This is a genomic window from Enteroscipio rubneri (assembly GCF_002899715.1).
Classification (GTDB): domain Bacteria; phylum Actinomycetota; class Coriobacteriia; order Coriobacteriales; family Eggerthellaceae; genus Enteroscipio; species Enteroscipio rubneri.
Genome location: NZ_PPEK01000001.1, coordinates 143,351 through 163,744, shown reverse-complemented (window position 1 = coordinate 163,744; position 20,394 = coordinate 143,351). Strand labels below are relative to the sequence as shown.

Sequence of the window (20,394 nt, the reverse complement as noted above, 5' to 3'; positions counted from 1 at the left end):
GGCGATCACGCACAGAGCGGCAGCCCTGCAAAGTATCATTGGTTCCCCCAACGAGATGGTTGCAACGCCGGCCAGCATACCGCGCCGCACCCGGCGCGTCAACCGCGCGAGCACTCCCCGTTGATGCAGTCGGCCGTGGTTAGATCGAAGGCGTACTCGTAGCTGATCAGCTGCCCGTTCTCGGTTCCGCGCCAACCGGGTTCGCCATGGGATCGCTCGCTCAGCTCGCTGCTTTTTTGAAAGGAGTTGACGAAGTCAGCGGTCTTCTGCAGAACGATCCTCTCCCTCTCCGAGAACCCGCCCAGGTCGGCTTCGCGCAAGGCGACGATCTTCTCGGCAGAGGTTTCCCCGATCTCATGCTCCTCGACTTCGAGCGACTCCCCGTCCACGAGCGCAGCCAAAAGCGCCTCATGCCCATGGACGATGGGACCGTTCGGAGCATGGGCATACCGCAAGCCGCTCATGGAACGGGAAGTTTCCGCGAACGCCGTGAAGTCGGCATAGAACATCGTCTTGAAGAACCGCAGCTTGAAGAAGTGCTTGCAACGAGATGCGAAGAACACCGCCATCTCGCGAGCGCGATCCACATCGAAAGCGCGAAAGCCGGTGAGCTCCGACGCATCTGCCGGGTTGAGCACGAGGGAGAAATCGCCTCGCACGACGGCATACTCGAAGCGAGACTCCCGACCTCGAGCGAGCTTCTCCCGCGCCCGTTGCTCGGCGCGTCCGCGCTGCGCCGCAGGTATCTCGGCTCCCTTCTCGACCAGAAGGTCGAGCATCGCATGAGGGTCGGATGCGGCGCGAATCGCCTGGTCGATCTGCCTGGTTTGCACGCCTCCGTTCTCGTACCTGCTCAGGGTCGCGCCGCCGAGCCCGAGCAGCTTCCCGAAAGAAGCCTGCGAAAGGCCGTAAGACTCGTAGGCATCTCGAATCTGGGAAGCGGAAAGAAGGCCCTGACCCTCCCGGTACGCCTCGTACGCGCGGCGCAGATTGGCGCTTTCGACCTGCTCGTCCCCGATGCGCCCTCCGCACTCGGGGCAGGTGAGCACCACCTGGTCGACATCGACCCAGGCATCGCGAACTTTCAGATGCTCGACCCTCGTCTCCCCGCACGCCGAAACCTCGCGCGCGCAGGTGGAGCAATAGGTTTCGAGAATCTCGTTCATGATCGACCCTCCTTTAGAGGATAGGAAAGCGGGTGCTCGCAAGGATGCATTGACACGCAGACGCAGCCCATGCCGTCGGCACGATAACCAAACGAGGTCTTAATGTACAACTCCAACTCCTCGCCTTCCAGCTCAACCGTTTTGCCGAACTTCCACACGTCCGAACGGCCAAGCTGCCTGTCGTCGCAACAGGGGCCATCAGAATAATCGTCGGCAACGAGGCTGGTCAAAATGTCCCGCACGTCTTCGATAAGCAAGCCGTAACGACGAAGAAAGTCGTAGTTCTTGTCAGGCCCCTGGGAGCGATGCGCCACTTCGAGCCAGTTGCCCGCATATGTTTTCATGAGCATAAGGTAACGGGCTACCTCTGCACGAGATGCTACCCTATGCACGATCAGCCTCCTCAAAGTGTTATCAAATGATAACACTTTGAGTGCGTTATTGACAGACATTTTCCTACCTGCTTTTCCAAAATCCGACCCCCGTCAACCAAGCACAGAAGACGAGGTACTTCCAAGCTAACAACTGTTTCGCCGAGCTTGTAAAGCTAACGATCGTTTGCTAAACTGCTTCCATTGGCTAACGTTCGTTAGCTTTACGAGAGAAAGAGAGCACCATGACGACGACGGCTCGGCAGGATCGAAGGCCGCATCCCCTCGCAAGGGTCTCGCGCGGGTTCGCGCTGTTCATGAACTGGTTCGACGGGATATGCTCCGTCGTGTGCGGAGGGTTCATGGCGCTGAGCGGGCTCGTCGCCATGCCCGTCAGCTGGAACGACGTCATGCCCATCGAGCTCCTAGGCGTCCTGCCCTTGCCCGAGCCGCTCATCGCCACGTGGTTCTGGCCGGGAGTGGCGCTCGCGCTGGTGAACGGCGCGCCGAACATCGTCGCGCTCACGTTGCGCTTCCGCAGGAGGCGGGCAGCATCCTACAGGTGGGGCATCGCGGCGGGCGTCCTGCTCATCGCCTGGACCGCGTTCGAGCTCGTCTTCATGCCGAACGGGATCTCCGCATTCTACCTGGCGCTCGGCGTGCTACAGACAGCCGCGAGCTGGCACGCGCTCCGCACCGGGGAGGACATCGCATGACGCCCCGCCGCAACACCAAGGAGGACATCCTGCAGGCGTCGCTACGCCTCTTCGCCCGCGCCGGGTTCGAATCGACCGGGATGCGCGAGATCGCAGCCGCCGTTGGCATCCAGCCGGCGTCGGTCTACAAGCACTTCGCCTGCAAACAGGCCATATTGGACGCACTCATCAGGCGCATGGACGAGCGTTACGAGCTGACAGCCGTCGCCATCGGGCTCCCGGAGGGCAGCGTCGACGAGCAGGTGCGCGACTACGCGGTTACCCCGTTCGCACGGATGGCGGACCTCGGCGAAGGGATGTTTCGCTACTGGACCGAGGACGAGTTCGCCACGTTGTTCCGGCAGATGCTCACCGTCGAGCAGTACCGCACGCCCGAGCTGGGCGCACTGTACCGCCGCTACTTCATCGAGGCGCCGCTCGCATGGCAGGAGACGCTGTTCGCATCCATGGTGGAATCGGGCGCGTTCCTGCGCGACGACCCGAAAATGCTAGCGCTGGAGTTCTTCGCGCCGCTCATGATGCTCATTCAAGCTGCCGACGGCGCGGGCGACGAGGCCGCCCGCGAGCGCCTGGTCGACCTCGCACGACAGCACGTGATCCGCTTCGGCGAGCGCCACGCATGTGCCGCAAGCGCAGAAGGACCCGAATAGGCGGCGAGCAATCGGTTCGGCAACGGAGGCGAGACGGTTGCCGGCGGAGGGCAGGACGGCTTCGCGTGCACGGCATACTGGAGGGCGCTGCCGTCCAGAAAGCTGATCGCCCATGCCGCTCGAAACCCTACTTCCCGTCCTCGCCGTCCTGGCCGTGTTCGCCGCCCTGCTGGGGGCGCTTTGGTTGATGAAGCGACGCGGTATCGGCTTCACGCCGCGCGTGTTCGCGGCGCTGGGGCTGGGCATCGCGCTGGGCGTGGGCATCCAGCTGGCGCTGGGCCGCGAGGGCGAGGCCGCCGCCGTGGCACTCGACTGGATGTCCGTCGTGGGCCAGGGCTACATCGCGCTGCTGAAGATGCTGGTGATACCGCTGGTGTTCGTGGCCATCGTGGGCGCGTTCACCCGCACGAAAATCTCGGAGAACCTGGGGCGCATCAGCGCCGTGGTGCTGGCCGTGCTGCTGGGCACCGTGGCCGTGGCCGCGCTCACCGGGTGGGCAGCAGTGGCGCTCTCCGGTCTGGCGGGCGCCAGCTTCACCGACGCGGGGGCGGACGCGGGCATGCAGGCGCTGCAAGCCGACCAGCAGCAGGTGGCGAATCTGTCGCTGCCGCAGATGATCCTGTCGTTCATCCCCGTGAACGTGTTCGCCGACTTGGCCGGAAGCCGCCCCACGTCCACCATCGCCGTCGTCATCTTCGCCGCCATCGTGGGCATAGCGTACCTGAAGCTGCGCGCCCGCGGGGAGGACACGGGCGAGGGCGCGGCCACGGGCGGCGAGGGCGGCGAAAGGGCCGCGTCCGTGAGCAGCGAGGCCGCCGCCAGTGGTGCCAGCGTCCCCACCACCCACGACGTCCCCGCCGCTCCCGCTAGCGCCGCCACCTCCGCGCGCACCCAGGCCGCGTTCTTCCGGCAGCTCATCGACAGCCTGTACGGCATCGTCATGCGCATCGTGTCCATGGTGCTCGCGCTCACGCCCTACGGCGTGCTGGCGCTCATCGCGCACGTCATGGCCACGAGCGACTATGCGGCCATCCTCGACCTGGGCAAGTTCGTGGCCGTGTCCTACGGGGCGCTCGCGTTCATGTTCCTGGTGCACTGCCTCATCCTGCTGGCGAACCGCGTGAGCCCTCTCTCCTACGCGCGCAAGGCGTTCCCCGTGCTCAGCTTCGCGTTCGTGGCGCGCTCGAGCGCGGGCGCCGTGCCGCTGAACATCGAGACGCAGACGCGCGCCCTTGGCGTGGACGAGGCCACGGCCAACTTCGCCGCCAGCTTCGGCATGTCCATCGGGCAGAACGGGTGCGCGGGCATCTACCCTGCCATGCTGGCCACCATCATCGCGCCCACGGTGGGCATCGACGTGTTCTCTCCCACGTTCGTCGCAGGGCTCGTGGCCGTGGTGGTGATCAGCTCGCTGGGCGTGGCGGGCGTGGGCGGCGGCGCGACGTTCGCCTCGCTTATCGTTCTGGGCACCATGGGGCTGCCCATCGAGATCGTGGGCCTTCTAGCCTCGGTGGAACCGCTCATCGACATGGGACGCACCGCGCTCAACGTGAGCGACTCCATGGTGGCAGGCGTCACCGCGTCGAACGCGGTGGGCGGCCTCGACCGCGCCATGCTGCGCGATCCCGAGGCACGCGTGAGCGGCGAGGGGCATACGGGACTCTAAGTGATTGCCCCTGCTTTCCGCCAGACTGCAGAATTTGGCAAAAATATCGAGGTAGGGTACGTGAAAATCGCCGTCGAAAAATCGGAACTGGGACTATGGCGGCGAAGGAACCAACGGTCTCTTCCAAATCGCCCGAATCTCTGCCCTAGGTCACATTTTCTGCCACATTCAACCGAACGAGACACGGCTTGCGACATCGGCAGTCCAACCTGGCAGCCTAGCCCAGCCCCTCCAGCACACGGCGCAGCTCGGCCTGCACGCCGTGGTCCACGTTCGTGCCGATGACCTTATCGGCTATCTGCTTTACGGCGTAGCGCGCGTTGCCCATGGCCACGCTCGTACCGGCCATGCGCAGTATCTCGTAGTCGTTCATGGAGTCGCCGAACGCCATCATCTCGTGGGCCCGGATGCCGTGGGCATCCAGCACCTGGCTCACGCCGGTGGCCTTGCTCACGCCGCGCTGCATGACGTCGATCCACTTGCGGCCGGACGGTGCGAACACGAAGTCGTCGTCCAGCTCGCGCGTGAGGATGTAGGCCATATCCATAACGTCCTCGTCGCAGTATACCGACGCCTTCAAGATGTTCACCTGGGGCGACGGCACCGCATACACGCGCACAGGGTTCGGCAGGTTCTTGTCCACCTCGCGCTCGAAGCGCGCCTCATCGTCCAGGAGGTAGCTGCGCGTCTCGTCGAACAGCGCCAGGTGCATGGTGTCAAACAGGTCCACCACGCGCGCCAGCCGCTTCACGGCCGCATGCGAGAATACCTCGAGGTCCACCAGCTCGCCCTCCACAATGACCTGCGCGCCGTTCGACGCCACGAAGTCCATGCAGTCCACGATGGGCTCGAACAGCTCGCACAGCGTGTCGAAGCGTCGCCCCGACGTGGCCGCGAACCGTATGCCCTCCTCTCGCAAGCGCAGGATGAGCTCGTACGTGCCGTCGGGCACGCACTCGTTCGCGTCGAGCATGGTGCCGTCCATATCGCTGGCGATGAGCTTGAGCATGGGAACCTCCTTCTGGGCGCGGGCGCGGGACGGCGGCAGGCCGCCGCCAGGGCGGGTTGTCTCCGGGGGTGGGCTGCCGTCGAAGCCGCGCCCGAAGCCCCGCCGCCGTCCGAGGCGCGCACCGCGTCACCTTCGCTTTCCCGGCCATTGTACGGCCCTCTTCTGCGCCACATCGTTTCTCCACCGAGACTTTGCAGGAATTTGAACAAGCCGACAACTGGGCGACCGCCCGCTACAGGGATCGCCTGCAGCCGAAGCGAGCGGCCGCATCTTGGGCGAGCAGCCGCATCTTGGGCTAACGGCCGCGTCCCTTTGCCGAGGCGAACGACCCCTTTCGCGCGTGTGGGACGTCAGACCCTCTCGAACCCCGCCAGCCCAAGTCCGCGGAAGGCGGCGTGCTGCTCGGCGAGGGCACGCACCTGGCGCTCATCGACGGCATCGTCCCACCAGTCCGCCTTCACCTCCAGGCCGACGCCCTTCTTCGTGCCGGTCCACGTACCCACCACCTGGCCGCAATACACGATGGCGCCCGGGTTGGCCACTGTGCGCCATATCCGGCGTTGCAGCGTCTTGTCCGGCTGCAGGACGGCGCGGTCGCGCTGGTCGAGGTAGGGGTCGTGCGCGGCCAGCAACAGCAGCTCGCGCTCGAGCGGCTGCGGCGCGAGCAGGCGCTCCCGGTCGGCGGACAGCACCTGCGTCTTCCTGCCCAGAAACGTCACCGGCTCCATCTCGTCGGCGGCCGCCTTCCACAGCCGCCGCGCCTGGGCGCCGGAGCATCCCAGCCACGCGGCCAGCCGGTCGGGAGTGGACGGCCCGTAGCAGTGGAGGAACTTCCGCACCAGCTTGCGGGCCGCGTCCGGGTCGGGCACCAGGGGACGGCCAAGCCAGGAGCGGTACGACGTGAACGTGGGGCTAGCCCCCTCGCGCGCGCCGAACACCACCAGGCCCTTGAAGGAGCAGGGCCGCAGCAGGAACGACACCGCCGCGCCGCCCACCGTCTGCTTGTCGGGGCTGCCGTACATCGACGGCTCGTTCCACAAGGAGCGCTTCCGCTCGGGCAGCAGCGGCTCTATCCATGCGGCCAGCGTTTGGTCGAGCGCCACCTTGCCGGCCACCGTCTGCCCATCCAGCTGCGGCATGACCTGCTCCAGCAAGGCCAGCAGCTCGTCGAACCCCACGCCCAGAAAGTCGAGCGCCAGCCCAATGCCCCGCGTGTAGATCCAGGGCTCGTCGCCCTCCGCCGCAAGCGCCGACAGGAACGCGGCGCTGTCAGCCGCCGGGAATACGACGGGCGCACCGCGAAAGCTCCATGCCTGCATGAGCGTCCGCTCCTCCAGCAGCAGGCGGTCGCGATCCGCCGCCCCGCACGCGGGCACGCGATTGAAGAGCGCGGCCTCCCACGCGCCCGGAGGCGAGTTCTGCATGCCGCAGGCGCTGATTGCTGCGATCACGTCGTCCTTGCCGTAGCACGCGTCCAGATGGTGCGCGTGCAATCGAAAATTCCGCACCTGCTCAGCACTTGTTTCTTCCATCGCAGCCGCTTCCTTGAGTGGTTATTGGAGCCCACCTTACCAAACGAAAGCCGCTCGCCGCAACGCGATGGCCCCGCAGCCCCCGCAGAAGTTCTCCGAAAACCAAAACACGACCCACACCCCGGGAAGCACTCATGAAATATTTGTGCCATAATAAGAATTTGGATCAAATAATGGAGAGGAGCGAACCATGCAGCACACCGGTTTTACTGGGAGCATCTTAAGAAAGCTGCCTGGAACGGCTTCCAAGGTGTGGCTCATTGCACTCGCGCTCCTGCTGTGCCTTCCCCTGGGAACCATGCCCGCGCGCGCCGATGCCGCAACCGACAACGGCGCTTTCGAGACGGACTCAGCTACTACGGCAAGCGAGAGCAACTCTTCCGAAAAGACCGCGAACAGGCAAAACACACCGTCTGTCGAGGATCCCGGAATAAGCTACCCCCCCCCGACGGCCTTGACACCGGCTCCAATTCGGTAATCAATCCTAAGGTCGCACAAGCGTTCGTGAGCAATCCCCTTTCCGCCCCCGGCCCGAAAGCGGGGTCGCGCGCAATGTCCCTCGACCTCGCCTGGGACGACACCACCAAGAACCTGCCCGGCACGACCGAATCGGATAGCGGCGCCACCTTGACGCGGTCGACGGGCTCGCCAAGCACCTTCGTGATGAAATACCGCCTGCACATCGCCCTCGATTCCGCCGCATACGATAAAGACGAGGTGGAGGTGCACCTCCCCATGGTGCTAGGCAACTATCGCGACGGAACCAGCGTGACGCTCCAGCCCACCAATATCGGCATCGGCCAGAACCCGGACGCAGCTACCCCCGATGTGCCCTTCTACTATCAGGTTGAAGGCAGCGACTGCGTCATCCGCAACGCTCGCGACCTCAATCAGGCGCTAAGCGTTTCCATCGAAGTAGCGTTCACGGTCGACCCCATCAAGATCGAGGACGGGAGCGCTGCTAACGTCACCGCCACCGGATCGTTCCCCGACGATGCCGGCACGACTCAAACCGTGAGCGCCCAACCGCTTACGTACATAACGGATACGCAAACGGTTCTGGATGACTTCTATTTCCCCGCCAATCAGACGAAGAGCGTCTTCGAATGGGGTTCAACGATGCCAGAGCCCACGGGCGGCTACACGCTTGATACGCTCCACTACCGTTATGTTATGTACACGACACTCGCATACGCACCCGATGCCGGTTACAACCAACCGTATTCGCTCAAGGTGCAGCTTGATTCCGTTGCAAGCGGTGGTACGTTAATCCATGCCTCTTCGTCGGGAATGACCTACGACCCAAGCAGCAAATCCCTGAGCTGCGACGTGACCGAGGACGAGACAAGGAATATATCGTACCTGAGCAAGTCGAAGAAGTACTACAAGTTCCTCGTCGCCTACCCTCGCAACGCAGGCGATCCCGACACGCTGTCCTATCCGGCAACGTTTACCTGCACGGTCACGCCAGCCGACGGTAAAGACCCAGCAACCTCAAAAACCGCTACCTCCACCTACACGTGGAAAGATTACCGTTTCGACTACATAAAGAACGGTGAGATGTTCGACCTTAGTAAAGGGGGAACAACCGGGCAGGCTGACGGATACGAAAAGGCGCTCTCCCTTCTGGATCAGGGCATAGATGCAGACAGCCTTCTATATACGGTGACCGGAAAAGGCAGATACTATCCCAAAACAGGGGACCCTCAGTATCCTGATACGGACGAGTCTAAGCGCATTGGCATGACGCTTGTCGACGATTTGATGTACCTGCATACGAGCGGCGCCGCCACCGGCGATATGGTTCGTCTCTCCCCCGACGACTGTAGCCTTAACAACGTTTCGGTAGCTCTCACCAATTATATAACCAACCGTTTGACAGGAAGCAAAACCTTTGTGAGCAATCTTGATGCCCAGTATCCGGGCATCAAGCTATCCGTATCGTACAAGACAAAGAGCGGGGGCGATGCATGGAGCGCTCCTACTGATTACTCGTTCAATCGCAAGAACTACGTCAACGACATCCCCATCCCGGAAGGAGCCTACGCCGTCAAGATAGATTTGCCGGCCGTCTTTCAAGACTCCATTGATGTAGAACTCAAGGTCAACTACTCACTGAAGCACGACTCACCAGCCTATACGAACCTGCGCAACCTGAACGATCCCGCACAGTCCGTCCTCGTCCTCAACAACTTCTGCGGACTGATACCCAGCGTATCAAGCGGTGCAGCCCTTGATACCTCTCTGACTGAAGCAAACTATGGCGGCGATTCCCAAAGTTTGGGGCTGCCGCAGTACGACTTTGCCACCTACGGGAAATACCTTCTCCGAGCAAATAAGATGTTCGACTTGAAATCACTCATCGGCGATGCCGTTTTTGGAAAATTCGCTACCGGCACTACCGACAGCATGAATGGGATTGCCTATACGGAATATCAGATGGATGCGGTCAGCGGCTACCGCTCCTCGTCCTCCCTCACCCAAGAGCAGTATGATCAGCTGGTGGAAAAGGGGTTGCCCTCGGCATCGCTCGACAACGTAGTGTTCTACGATCTGCTGCCGCGAGGTGCCTATCTGGCAACGGATTCTGCTCGCGCTCCCTCGGTTGGGCGGCTGCTTGACTACTCGGGCACCACAGCTCCGTGCGATGTGCAGGTATCCGTCATCGATAACTATCGGGGAACGGGCCGCCAAATGGTCAAGATCGAAGTCGATTCAGGACTCGCACCCGGAAAGAACGTTCAACAAAGTCTCAGGTGCTATCAAACGAAAGACTCCTACGTCGCCGTTTCGGGTAAGGTATCCGGCTTCACCGTCAAGTTGTGGATGGCTGTACCGTTCTCCGAAGCCGGACTGGTAAACGGCGCAAAGAACAACGCCGCCTTCCAGAAGGCTGAGGGCGCACTCGTCGGCGGTTACAGCGACCGATCTCGCGACGACATGCGCTGCCCCGATACCGGCGAGAACCCGGTGCTCGAAGATGTGCAGGACGCCCATGGTAACTCAGCGTTCTATAACCTTGCCGAAAAGCCCGCTGGCCCTGATGAAAACCTGCTCAACACGATGTATGCTGCCGACACCGTCACGCTTTCGCATTCAATATCATATGGCGATGGGCTCACCAACTTCGTCAAACCCGATACCTTTGTGGACGATGCCTTATTCTCCCAGAGCGCTTCCGTGCTCATTGGCCAGCCTTATATTTTCCGCATGAGTCTTATCAGCGGTTCCAAGCAAATTAGCAACGCTATTCTGTTCAACAACTTTGGAAAGGCAAGCGTCGACGGTAAACAATCCACCTGGACCGGAACGTTTGAAAGTATCGACCTAAGCAACGCCACCATCAGAGGTATTGCTCCTGTGGTCTATTACACCACCGAAGAGAACGCACCCTACTTCACCGCGGACGACACCAGAATGCGCGCCGTTCCTGCGGCATGGACCACGGTAAAACCTTCGAACCCCGCTGACATCAAGGGGCTTGCGGTAGATCTTTCACACGCAACCGATGGAAGCGAATATGCCATCCCCCTGCAACAGGCGATCGGAGTGTACGTGACCATGAGGGCGCCATCGACATTGCCCTCACCCGATGCCGAGGAATACAACCAGGCCGCGTACTACGCAAAGATAGACGGCGTCGCACATAACCCCAATGACTCGACGCTGAGCGCGCCTCCTGTTACGACACGCTTGATTGAACCGAAGCTCATCAAATCGAATGCGCCCGATTTCGACACCTGGGTCAAAGCGGGCGACACAATCACCTACACGCTTTCCTACACCAACGAAGCAACGGAAACTCATCCACTCGTGCTGGAAGACGCTGCACCCGCCGGAACAACGCTTGCGCCCGCCGGTGCAGGCGGTCTGGCTGGGAACCCGAATATCGAGGTGAACGGCGCGCCAGTAACAGATGCCGCCACCGTCGACACGGGGACCGGTTCTATCACCTGGAAAGCCAACGTTCCATCGGGCCAAACCGCCACGGCGACGTTCCAGGTGGTGGTGAAGGCCGATGCGAAAGGCCAGATAGAGAACCAAGGCGATGCAGCCGTGCGCGATGCAGCCACAAGCACCGACACCCCCTTTTCAAGCAACACGGTGCAAAACCGCATTCGCCCCGTGCTCAAGAAGGCCGTTACCGGCGGCACCCAAGGGACCGGCCAGCACGCCTATCCCGGCGATGTGCTCACCTACGAGCTGCGCTACACGAACGACACGTCACAGGATCAGAAGGTCAGCATCAGCGATGCCGCGCCGATGGGAACCACCCTAGCTAACAGCACAGGCAACCCTACCATCAACGTTGTGGGGACAGCAAGCACCGCTGGCAACACCGTGACGTGGGACATCCCCGTCCTTCAGCCGGGTAAAGAGGCTGTCGTTACGTTTCAGGTGGTCGTGAATGATGATGCAGTCGCTGGTAGCACGATTGCAAACACCGGCACGGTAGTCGTGGATGACGGCAGCGTGACTGTTGATTCCAACGAAGTTACCACCCCCGTTGACCCGAAGCCGGCCGTATCGAAGTCGGTGGCTGGGGGCACCGCAACCGCCGGACGGGCCTACCCGGGCGACGTGCTCACATACACGCTCGGCTACACCAACGAGTCCACGTCCGCTCAGAAGGTGGTCCTGCGCGATGCGGCCCCGACGGGCACGCATTTTGTCCCGGCCGAGGGCGGCGAGTTGAAGGGAGCGCCCACCGCAAAGCTTGACGGCGTCGAGGTGGCGGGCGCGGCATCGTTTGAGGGCGACGGCCTGGCATGGACGTTCGATTCCGTCGGAGCGGGCTCGATAGTCACGGCGACGTTCCAGGTGGTCGTGGACGATTCAGCAGCCGGAACCGACGTGACCAACGTCGGCGGCCTCTTCCTGAACGGCGGTACCGCCGAGGTCAAGACCAACGAGGTGACCACCCCGGTCGACCCGAAGCCGAAGCCCGATCCCGACCCGGATCCTCCAACCGAACCGGATCCCCCGGATGATCCGGCACCCCCCGACAACCCGAAGCCCAACCCCGAACCGGAGCCGACGCCGCCGACCGACGGCGGGCAAACCCCAGAACAGAACCCGGAGACCAAGCCGCTCGACACGACGAAGGCGACGCCGACAGCATCGCAGAGCGACCAGCCGCGCACCGGCGATCTACCGCCCTTCGTCTTCGCAGGACTGGCGGGCATAGCCGCCATCGCCGCGCCGACTGCCATCCTGGCGGCGCGCCGCAGCAAGCGGACGCAGCGCTAGTCAAACCGGTCATCACCGGGGGCGGGCAGAGCCCTTCCCCGGCGATGACCCTCCCGCGACGCCCCACGCCGCCGCAACAGTTTCTCATCTCCGTCGAAGCCTCGCAAAATACCAGGTCACAGCTTCCGCAACCTGAACGTGCGCAAAAAATCGCTAAACGCAACACCAGATTGGTGGAGCGCGCGCTCCTGCGCCTGCATCATACAAGCCGCCAAAGCATACAGGGGCTTCAATCGGACGCCCACACCGCTTTCGGGTATGATGCATTCACGGAATGAAAGGAACCTACCATGAGCTTCGCCGACAACCTCGTCTACCTGCGCCAGCATTACGGCGTGACGCAGGAGAGCCTTGCCGAGCAGTTGGGCGTGTCGCGCCAGACCGTCAGCAAATGGGAGGCCGGCACGAACTATCCCGAGATGGACAAGCTGCTGGCGCTCTGCGACCTGTTCCACACGAACCTCGACGACCTCATGCGCGGCAGCGTGCACGTGACGAAGGAGAACGACACCGAGCGCTACGACCGCCATATGAACCGCTTCGACCTATCGATAGCGCTCGGGGTGGCGTGCATTCTCATGGGCGTTGGCGTGCAGGTGCTCCTAGACGCCCTCGGATGGCCGAGCAACATCCAGACCGTCGCGTTCTTGTCGTTCGTGGTGGTGGGCGTGGTCGCCCTCATCGTGGGCAGCCTTAACCACGGCGAGTTCAAGCGCCGTAATCCCGCCATCGAGCCGCGCTACGCCGCCGATGTTCTCGAGCGGTTCAGCCGTCGCTTCCCCCTGCTCATCGCCGGCGGCGTGGGGCTCATCCTGCTCGACGTGATCATGCTCATCGGCCTCTCATCTGAGGACAGTTCACTCGATCTCGTGCGCGGCGTCCGTTTGGACGAACTGATCGTCGCGCCGTTCATGTTCGTCCTTGCCGTCGCCGTGGGCATCCTCATCTGGGCCGGCATGCAGAAGTCGAAGTACGAGCTGTCCGAGCTCACCTACATCGCCCACCGCCAGAACCTCGGCGCCGATCTGCCACCCACCGCCGTGGTGAAGTCACCCGAGCAGGTGCGCGCCGAACGCGTCATGGGCGTGATCTGCGGCTGTATCATGCTGCTCGCGCTGATCGTATTCCTTGTGTGGGGCTTCGTGCCGCTGTTCGATCAGGTGGGCGGCTGGGACGGTATCGACAAGCACGCCCTGAAGGACGCCATCCGCGCCGGTCAGGGCGGGTTCGCCATCAGCTGGATCGCGTTCGTGGTGGGCGGCATCCTCTGCGGCATCGTGTGGATGATCGGCAGTGTGCTGGGCAAGTCGCAGGACGACTGGATAGCCGAGGCGAAGCAGGAGGACGCCTGGCTGAAGTACGCGCAGAGCGATGCCAAGGAAGACCCCTGGGCGCGCGGTCCCGAGCAGCCGGAAAACTCCTCCGACCAGCCCACGTTGAAGTAGCGCAGCACTGAAGAGGCGCACGCCGTCCCAAGCGAGACGGCGTGCGATAGCCCACTCGCGGCGCTTGGGCGCTTTGCACGAACGGGCGCAGGCTCGGCGATCCGAGCGCCTTACTCTCCCAGCTTCTCGGCGGCTTCGAGCCACTCTTCCTCGAGGGCGTCCACTTGGGATTGCAAGTCGTTGATCTGCGCTTGGAAATCGCCAAGGGCAGTGAAGTCACTCGGATCGGCGGCGGCCATCTGGGCGCGCACGTCCTCTATCTTGCCGTTGAGCGTCTCCGTCTTGCGCTCGTTCGACTGCATGAGCTTGCGCAGCGTGCGAATCTCGCCGCCGGTGAGACGGGGCTCGGAGGCGGCTTCGACTTCGGAGTCACCCTGATCGGCGGCGCGCTGGGGGCTTTGGCCTGCGGCGCGGTCGGCCGCTCGAGAGGGAAGGGCGCCGGACGCGCGGCCGCTTTGGGTACCCTGGGAGGCACCGGCCGCGTGCTCCGTCAGCCGCAGGTACTCCTCCACGCCGCCGGGGAGGTGGCGCAGCTTGCCGTCCAGCAGGGCGAACTGGTGGTCGGTCACGCGTTCCATGAGGTAGCGGTCGTGCGTGACCAGCAGCAGCGTGCCCGGCCAGCCGTCCAGCAGGTCCTCCACCGAGGCCAGCATGTCGGTGTCCAGGTCGTTGCCTGGCTCGTCGAGGATGAGCACGTTCGGCTCGTCCAGCAGAATGAGCATGAGCGCCAGCCGGCGCTTCTGGCCGCCCGACAGATCGCTCACGGGCTCGTTCAGATCGGCGCGCGTGAAGCCCAGCTTCTCCAGCAGCTGGCCGGGCGTCATCTCCTTGCCATCCAGCATCGTGCGGCGGCTGTAGCGGCCCACCACCTGCCGCACGCGGTCGTCGCCGAAGCGCGCCAGGTCGTCCAAGTGCTGCGACAGCACGGCGAAGCGCACCGTTTTCCCTATCTTCACCAGGCCGGCGCTCGGCTTCTGCAAACCTTGGACCACCCGCAGAAGCGTTGTTTTGCCCGCACCGTTCTCGCCGACGATGCCGTAGCGGTCGCCGGGGCCGATGATCCAGTCCACGTCGTCCAGCACGGCGCGGCTGGAGCCCTCCCCGTCGTCGAAGCGTACGGTCACGTGCTCCAGGTCCACCACCTGCTTGCCCAGGCGCGCCATGGCCATGCGCTTGAGCTCCAGCTCGTTGCGCAGCGGCGGCACGTCGGCGATGAGCTCCTGGGCCAGGGCCACGTGGAACTTCGGCTTCGTCGCGCGCGCCCGCGCCCCGCGCGAGAGCCAGGCCAGCTCGCGGCGCAGGTCGTTCTGGCGCTTCTGTTCGGCCAGCGCCGCCAAACGGTCGCGCTCCACGCGCTGCATGATGTAGGCCGAGAAGCCGCCCTCGAACGGGTCGACCACGCGGTCGTGCACCTCCCACATGCGCGTGCACACCTCGTCGAGGAACCAGCGGTCGTGCGTCACCACCAGCAGTGCACCCTGCCCCGCGCGCCAACGCGTTTTCAGGTGTCCGGCCAGCCACGTGATGGCGCGCACGTCCAGGTGGTTCGTGGGTTCGTCGAGCGCCAGCACATCCCAGTCGCCGATGAGCAGCCGCACAAGGTCGACCCGGCGGCGCTGCCCACCGGACAGCGTGCCAACGCGTGCGTCCCACGGAATGTCGGAGGCCAGCCCCGCGATGATGTCGCGAATGCGCGCGTCGCCCGCCCACTGGTACTCCGGCAGGTCGCCCACCACGGCGCGCTCGACGGTGTCGTCGTCGGACAGCGCGTCGGCCTGGCCCAGCACCCCCACGTGCACCGTGCCGTTCTTCAGCACGCGCCCGTCGTCGGGATCCAACGTGCCGGCCAGCAAGTTCAGCAGCGTGGACTTCCCGTCGCCGTTGCGGCCCACGATGCCAATGCGGTCACCCTCCTCCACGCCCAGCGACACGCTGTCGAACACCGTCTTCGTGGGGAATTCCACCCGCACCTTCTCGCAACCCAGCAGAAACGCCATGTATCCATCCTTCGCATTCGCACGATCGCCTTTCATGATAGCCTACCGAAAGCGCAAGCGCGAACACAAGGACTGAGCGAAAGATGGGTTTCAGCTAGCAGGTTCTCCCGGGCGGACATCCCTCAGAACAGCACCATTACCGCCACAACGAACGCCACCGTTAGCACAAGCCCGCCGACGACGATGGCCCACACAGCTGGACGCGCGAAGTTGAGCGTCCAGCCCACGCCGAACCGCTCGGGCAGGAACAGGCTGGCGTCGTCGGGGTTGAAGTAGAACACGCCGAACTTCCAGTACCGATCGTCGTCCACGAGCAGTCGGTCGGACGTCTGCATGCGTTTGAACACGCGCGAACCGGCCTGGCCGTACACGACGCTCACTGCCATGCCGCCGATGCACAGCACGAGCGCGGCGATCATCACGAGCACGCCCGCCTGCCCCAAGTTGATCAGGTTCATGAACGACAGCGGCATGGCGATCATCGCCACCGCTATCACGAGGCCGCCCACCACGAGGTAGATGCTCTGCGCCCGGGCGAACAGGCCGTATGCGAGCGCCGATGTTGCCGGCGCGCCAGGCTCGGCCCACTTCTTCGAATGGGCGATGGTCCAGTGGGAGAATGCGAAACACAAGCCCATGAAGGCTTGGATGAGCACGGGCATCCACAGGATGATCGGGGTCTTCTCGGCGTAGCGGTTCACCGTGCCGTCGAAGTCCATGTGCATGGGGATCTGGTCGGGCATGTGCGCGTAGCCGATCGCGCCCACCGCGAATGTGATCAGCATGACGGGCAGGTACAGCAGGTTCCACTTCACCGAGACGGCGTGGGGCACGGGCTGTTCGCCCACCACCGCGACGGACTCCTGCGCATCGGCCTCCCAGCCGTGCTTGTTCTTGTACGCGGTCATCTTCGCCCGGTACGCCAGCATGAGCCCGTAGCCGCCCGCGGTCAGCCCGAGCGACCCGACGATCAGCACGCCCATCACGCCGTCCACGTTGCCCGCAGCCGCGCAGGCGAACCCCGCCAGGGTGAACGCAGCCGTAGCCGCGCCGACGACGACCGCGTAGCGGCGCTTGAGCGCCTTGACGTACGGGTCGTTCTGCTCGGACGTGGGAACGGTGACCGCGAACACCTCGCCGCGCCGCATGAGATAGGGGGTCGCGGCCATGAACGCGCCGATAATCGGAACGAGCAACGACGTGACCAGCATGATAGCCGTCAGATCGAATCCCTCCACTACCACGCACCTCCCCCGAGCACCGGCTCGCACGACACGGCGCCGTCGGCCCCCGCATCGTGCGCCTCGTTCGATGCGCGAGCGTCTGACACGTCCGACCGCGCGCCCGCCCCATAGGCGCGCGCGGCTTGGCGCTGCGCGCATTCCAGGAACTCACCCCAGCTGCCGCCGCGCGCGCGATGCGCCAGCGCCAACTCAAACAGGCCGTCCTCCATCTTCGCCAGCTCAATCTGCGCACGATCGGCCCGGTCGTCTTCGCACGGGTCGGCAATGTAGGCGCCCGAACGGCCGCGCATGAGCACGTATCCTTCGTCGCGCAACACAGCGTACGCCTTGTTCACCGTGTGCAGGTTGATTCCCAAGTCGCTGGCCAGCGCGCGCACGGAGGGCAATGCGGCTCCGGGCTCGAGCTCGCCGCGAGCGATGGCCGCGATGATCTGACCGCGCAATTGCAGATACAGCGGCTCTTCCGACTTCTGATCTATGCGGATGACCATGCAGACCCTCCTTCACCAGGATGTAAACGCACCGGCAACGCTTCATTGGTCACGCTCATGATACATCCTTTCCCTCGTCGAGCCGACGATCCTTACACCGAAAGCCCGCGCTTCACCGTGGCGCGATACAGCGCAAGCGAGCCCGCGCCCGCGACGAGGGCAATCAGCAACGACGCCGGCGCACCCAACAACGTCGCAGCTGCCATACCGACAAAGGCGAACCCCATGCCGGCGAACACCACGACGAACACGGGCATGCCGCGCTTGACCGGCTCGTACACGGTGGTCCAGTCATAGCGCGGACGACGTGCGTCGAGCGCGAGCCCCAGAAACGTCGCCAGCAGGCATGCCGCCAGCGGCACCGCGAACAACGCCACAATCGACAGCGCGTCGAGCGGCAACGACACGGCGATGAGCAGGGCGGACAGCACGAGAAACGGCACGCCGACAAGCAGGTTGACAGCCGCCTTCGCGCCAAGCACCGTGGAAGCGGGAACCGGCGCGGTCAGCATGAGCCAACGTGCCGAGCCTTCGAGCGACACCGATGCGGCCGTCGTGGACGAGATGCTGCAGAAGAACGCGAGCCCCCAGGGAGCAATCGCGCCCAAAAGAGGCGCAAGCTCGGGAGGCAGCAGGTCGAGCGACATTATGCCCGTCGCCGTGCCCACCGCGACGGCGACGGCCGCCACGAACACGAGCACGTAGCCGATGCAGGCGTTCATCAGGTAGATGGGCGTGGCCACCAGCAACCGGGCCTCCTTGATCACGAGGGCGCGCAGCGGCGTGCTCGATTTCGCGCTGGCGCCCTTATCGTCGAACGAGAAGGTCCCACGCGGGCGCGACGACATGAGCAGCGTGTTCACCGGCACGAACAGACGCACGACGAGCGTGAGCACCACGCCCGCCGCCACGAGGTTCACGACGGCGAAGGCGAGGAACTGCACGAGATCGCCCTCGACGATGCCCGCAGCAGCCCACATGGCAGGCGGGAACGCCGATGCCAGCTGGGTCGTCAGCTGAGTGCCCAACGCGGTCATAGCCGCCATATCGTCGGCCTGCGACGAGAACGCCAGCGAGCCGAACACGGCCGCCAACGTGGCCGCCAGGGTGAGCACAATCACCACGATGTTCGCGTGCTTGAAACGCGCCGACACCGCCGCGATCAGCACGGCCAGCACGATGGCCACCGCAAGCGGCAGCAGCGGCGCCAGCACCACGGATAGCGCCATGCAAACGACGCCCGTCGCAGTCACGCCTGCATGTGCTGCGTACACGGCGAAGGCCGGCACCATCGCCAACAGGCCGAACAGGAGGCTCATGGCGTACAGGGACGCGACGCGCGAAAGCACCACCGACGAGATGGGTACCGGCAGCGACATCACGAGGTCGTAGTCCTTGAAGCCGAACAGCACGCCGTTCGTTTTGAGGAACGCCGCCACCGCGCCGGCAACGGCGCCGACGAGCACCGCGACGAGTGGGATGGCCTCGGGCAGCCCCATCTGAACGAGCGCCTGCGCCACGCCCGACGAGTACATGGCGGCGAACAGCACCACGGCGATCACGACCAGCGCCGCGACGGCCAGCGTGCGCTTCGCTTTCGCCGGATCGGCGTGCAGCGTCTTGTTGATGCTGAACAATCCCAGCAGTTGGATTTTCAGCAGAAGCACGAAGGAACGCATGGCTATCGCCCCCCTACCGCGCGCCAACAGCGTCGGTAACGGAGGAGGGCGCAGCGCGGTCGATCATGTCTAGGAACACGTCTTCCAGGCTCTCGTCGCCGACGACCTCGGCCGTCGGGCCGCACGCGCGCAACGTGCCCTGCTTGATGATGGCCACTTTGTTGCACAACTTCTCCACCACCTCCAGCACATGGCTCGAGAAGAACACGGCCGACCCGCGACCGGCCAGCTCGCGCAGCATCTCCTTCACGTGGAAGGACGCCTCGGGATCGAGGCCGACGAACGGCTCGTCCAGCACGAGCAGCGTCGGCTCGTGCACGAGCGCGCCGATGAGCACGAGCTTCTGACGCATGCCGTGAGAGTACGAGGACACGAGATCGCCCAGCGCAGCAGTGAGGTTCAGCCGGTCCGCATGCTCGCGGATGCGGTGCTCGCGCACATCGATGGGCACCTCGAAGACGTCCGAGATGTAGTTAAGGTACTGGATGCCCGTGAGGAACTCGTAGATGTCGGGGTTGTCGGGCACGTAGGCCGTCATGCGCTTGCACGCGAGCGCGTCGGTCCTCACCGACTGGCCCGCGATGCGGATGTCGCCCTCGTCGAAGCCCGTTACGCTTACGATGGCGCGGATAAGCGTGGTTTTGCCGGCGCCGTTGTGGCCGATGAATCCGAAGATGTCACCCGGCATGACATCGAGCGTCACGTGGTCCACGGCGCGCTTCGCGCCGAACGTCTTGACCACGTGGTTGACTGAAAGCACCGGTGCCCTATGGTTGCTAGATGCGACGGCGCGGGTTATCGGAGTCGCATGGCTGCCGGGCACGACAGCGCAGGTTGCAGAAGCGGCCTTCTTCTCTTGCTCGTTCATACGAGATCCTTTCGCTATCCTTGAACCGTTCGCGGTCGTTGACCCCTCCGCGACTATTTGTTATATTTATGCTATAACAGATGGAACAAAGATGCAAGGGACGGAACGAACAAGTCGGGCCCGGATGCGCTGCACGGTTATAGTACTCGGCGAAGCCTCCGATTGACCCGTACCGATGTTTCACGTAAAACATCGGTACGCACGAACAAGGGTTTACGTAAAACGCATCTCGGTTGCGAAAGCGAGGAGGAACGATGAAGCGTACCACAGCCGCACAACGCGCGGCCGTGCGCTCCGAAAGCGAGGAGGA

14 protein-coding genes are annotated in these 20,394 nt (G+C 63.8%); 5 read left to right on the top strand and 9 right to left on the bottom strand.

Annotated features, from left to right (window positions below):
• Positions 1 to 98: 98 nt before the first annotated feature.
• Positions 99 to 1,166, bottom strand: a complete 1,068-nt coding sequence (locus C2L71_RS00660) for a type II TA system antitoxin MqsA family protein (protein ID WP_103263858.1) — start codon at positions 1,164 to 1,166, stop codon at positions 99 to 101.
• Entirely contained in the window at positions 1,163 to 1,558 is a 396-nt protein-coding gene (locus C2L71_RS00655) for a hypothetical protein (RefSeq protein ID WP_129588450.1), read from the bottom strand. Before C2L71_RS00655 ends, C2L71_RS00660 begins: the two co-directional genes overlap by 4 nt.
• A 224-nt stretch (positions 1,559 to 1,782) precedes the next feature.
• Here C2L71_RS00655 and C2L71_RS11975 point away from each other — a divergent pair, with 224 nt between their 5' ends.
• The 3 genes from C2L71_RS11975 to C2L71_RS12225 all read left to right on the top strand — a co-directional run bounded on the left by C2L71_RS11975 (position 1,783) and on the right by C2L71_RS12225 (position 4,569).
• Positions 1,783 to 2,253: a hypothetical protein gene (locus C2L71_RS11975; protein ID WP_157938908.1), complete on the top strand. Its 471-nt coding sequence runs from the start codon at positions 1,783 to 1,785 to the stop codon at positions 2,251 to 2,253.
• On the top strand, positions 2,250 to 2,903 hold the full coding sequence (locus tag C2L71_RS11970) for a TetR/AcrR family transcriptional regulator (RefSeq protein WP_157938907.1): 654 nt from the start codon (positions 2,250 to 2,252) through the stop codon (positions 2,901 to 2,903). Before C2L71_RS11975 ends, C2L71_RS11970 begins: the two co-directional genes overlap by 4 nt.
• Positions 2,904 to 3,015: 112 nt before the next feature.
• Entirely contained in the window at positions 3,016 to 4,569 is a 1,554-nt protein-coding gene (locus C2L71_RS12225; protein WP_239926187.1) for an L-cystine transporter, read from the top strand.
• A 217-nt stretch (positions 4,570 to 4,786) separates the two neighbouring features.
• Here C2L71_RS12225 and C2L71_RS00635 read toward each other — a convergent pair whose 3' ends face one another.
• Together C2L71_RS00635 and C2L71_RS00630 are read right to left on the bottom strand one after the other, a co-directional pair.
• Positions 4,787 to 5,578 carry an HAD family hydrolase gene (locus C2L71_RS00635; RefSeq protein ID WP_103263855.1) on the bottom strand — a complete coding sequence of 264 codons (792 nt, stop codon included), beginning with the start codon at positions 5,576 to 5,578 and terminating at the stop codon, positions 4,787 to 4,789.
• Positions 5,579 to 5,928: 350 nt separating this feature from the next.
• Positions 5,929 to 7,110: a winged helix DNA-binding domain-containing protein gene (locus C2L71_RS00630; protein WP_103263854.1), complete on the bottom strand. Its 1,182-nt coding sequence runs from the start codon at positions 7,108 to 7,110 to the stop codon at positions 5,929 to 5,931.
• Between the two features lie 552 nt (positions 7,111 to 7,662).
• On the opposite strand from C2L71_RS00630, the gene C2L71_RS00620 reads away from it, so the two are divergent.
• Positions 7,663 to 12,360: an isopeptide-forming domain-containing fimbrial protein gene (locus C2L71_RS00620; protein WP_103263852.1), complete on the top strand. Its 4,698-nt coding sequence runs from the start codon at positions 7,663 to 7,665 to the stop codon at positions 12,358 to 12,360.
• 290 nt (positions 12,361 to 12,650) lie between these two features.
• Positions 12,651 to 13,805, top strand: a complete 1,155-nt coding sequence (locus C2L71_RS00615; protein ID WP_103263851.1) for a helix-turn-helix domain-containing protein — start codon at positions 12,651 to 12,653, stop codon at positions 13,803 to 13,805.
• A 110-nt stretch (positions 13,806 to 13,915) separates the two neighbouring features.
• Here the strand turns inward: C2L71_RS00615 and C2L71_RS00610 are convergent, their stop codons facing one another.
• The 5 genes from C2L71_RS00610 to C2L71_RS00590 form a co-directional block, all read right to left on the bottom strand.
• Positions 13,916 to 15,802, bottom strand: a complete 1,887-nt coding sequence (locus C2L71_RS00610) for an ABC-F family ATP-binding cassette domain-containing protein (RefSeq protein WP_103263850.1) — start codon at positions 15,800 to 15,802, stop codon at positions 13,916 to 13,918.
• A 122-nt stretch (positions 15,803 to 15,924) separates the two neighbouring features.
• A complete protein-coding gene (locus tag C2L71_RS00605) occupies positions 15,925 to 17,040 on the bottom strand; it encodes a DUF1648 domain-containing protein (RefSeq protein ID WP_103263849.1) in 1,116 nt (371 codons plus the stop codon).
• A complete protein-coding gene (locus C2L71_RS00600) occupies positions 17,040 to 17,537 on the bottom strand; it encodes a GntR family transcriptional regulator (protein WP_103263848.1) in 498 nt (165 codons plus the stop codon). The genes C2L71_RS00605 and C2L71_RS00600 overlap by 1 nt, the downstream gene beginning before the upstream one ends.
• 92 nt (positions 17,538 to 17,629) lie before the next feature.
• Positions 17,630 to 19,216: an ABC transporter permease gene (locus C2L71_RS00595; RefSeq protein WP_103263847.1), complete on the bottom strand. Its 1,587-nt coding sequence runs from the start codon at positions 19,214 to 19,216 to the stop codon at positions 17,630 to 17,632.
• A gap of 13 nt (positions 19,217 to 19,229) precedes the next feature.
• Positions 19,230 to 20,084, bottom strand: a complete 855-nt coding sequence (locus C2L71_RS00590) for an ABC transporter ATP-binding protein (protein ID WP_239926185.1) — start codon at positions 20,082 to 20,084, stop codon at positions 19,230 to 19,232.
• Positions 20,085 to 20,394: the final 310 nt, after the last annotated feature.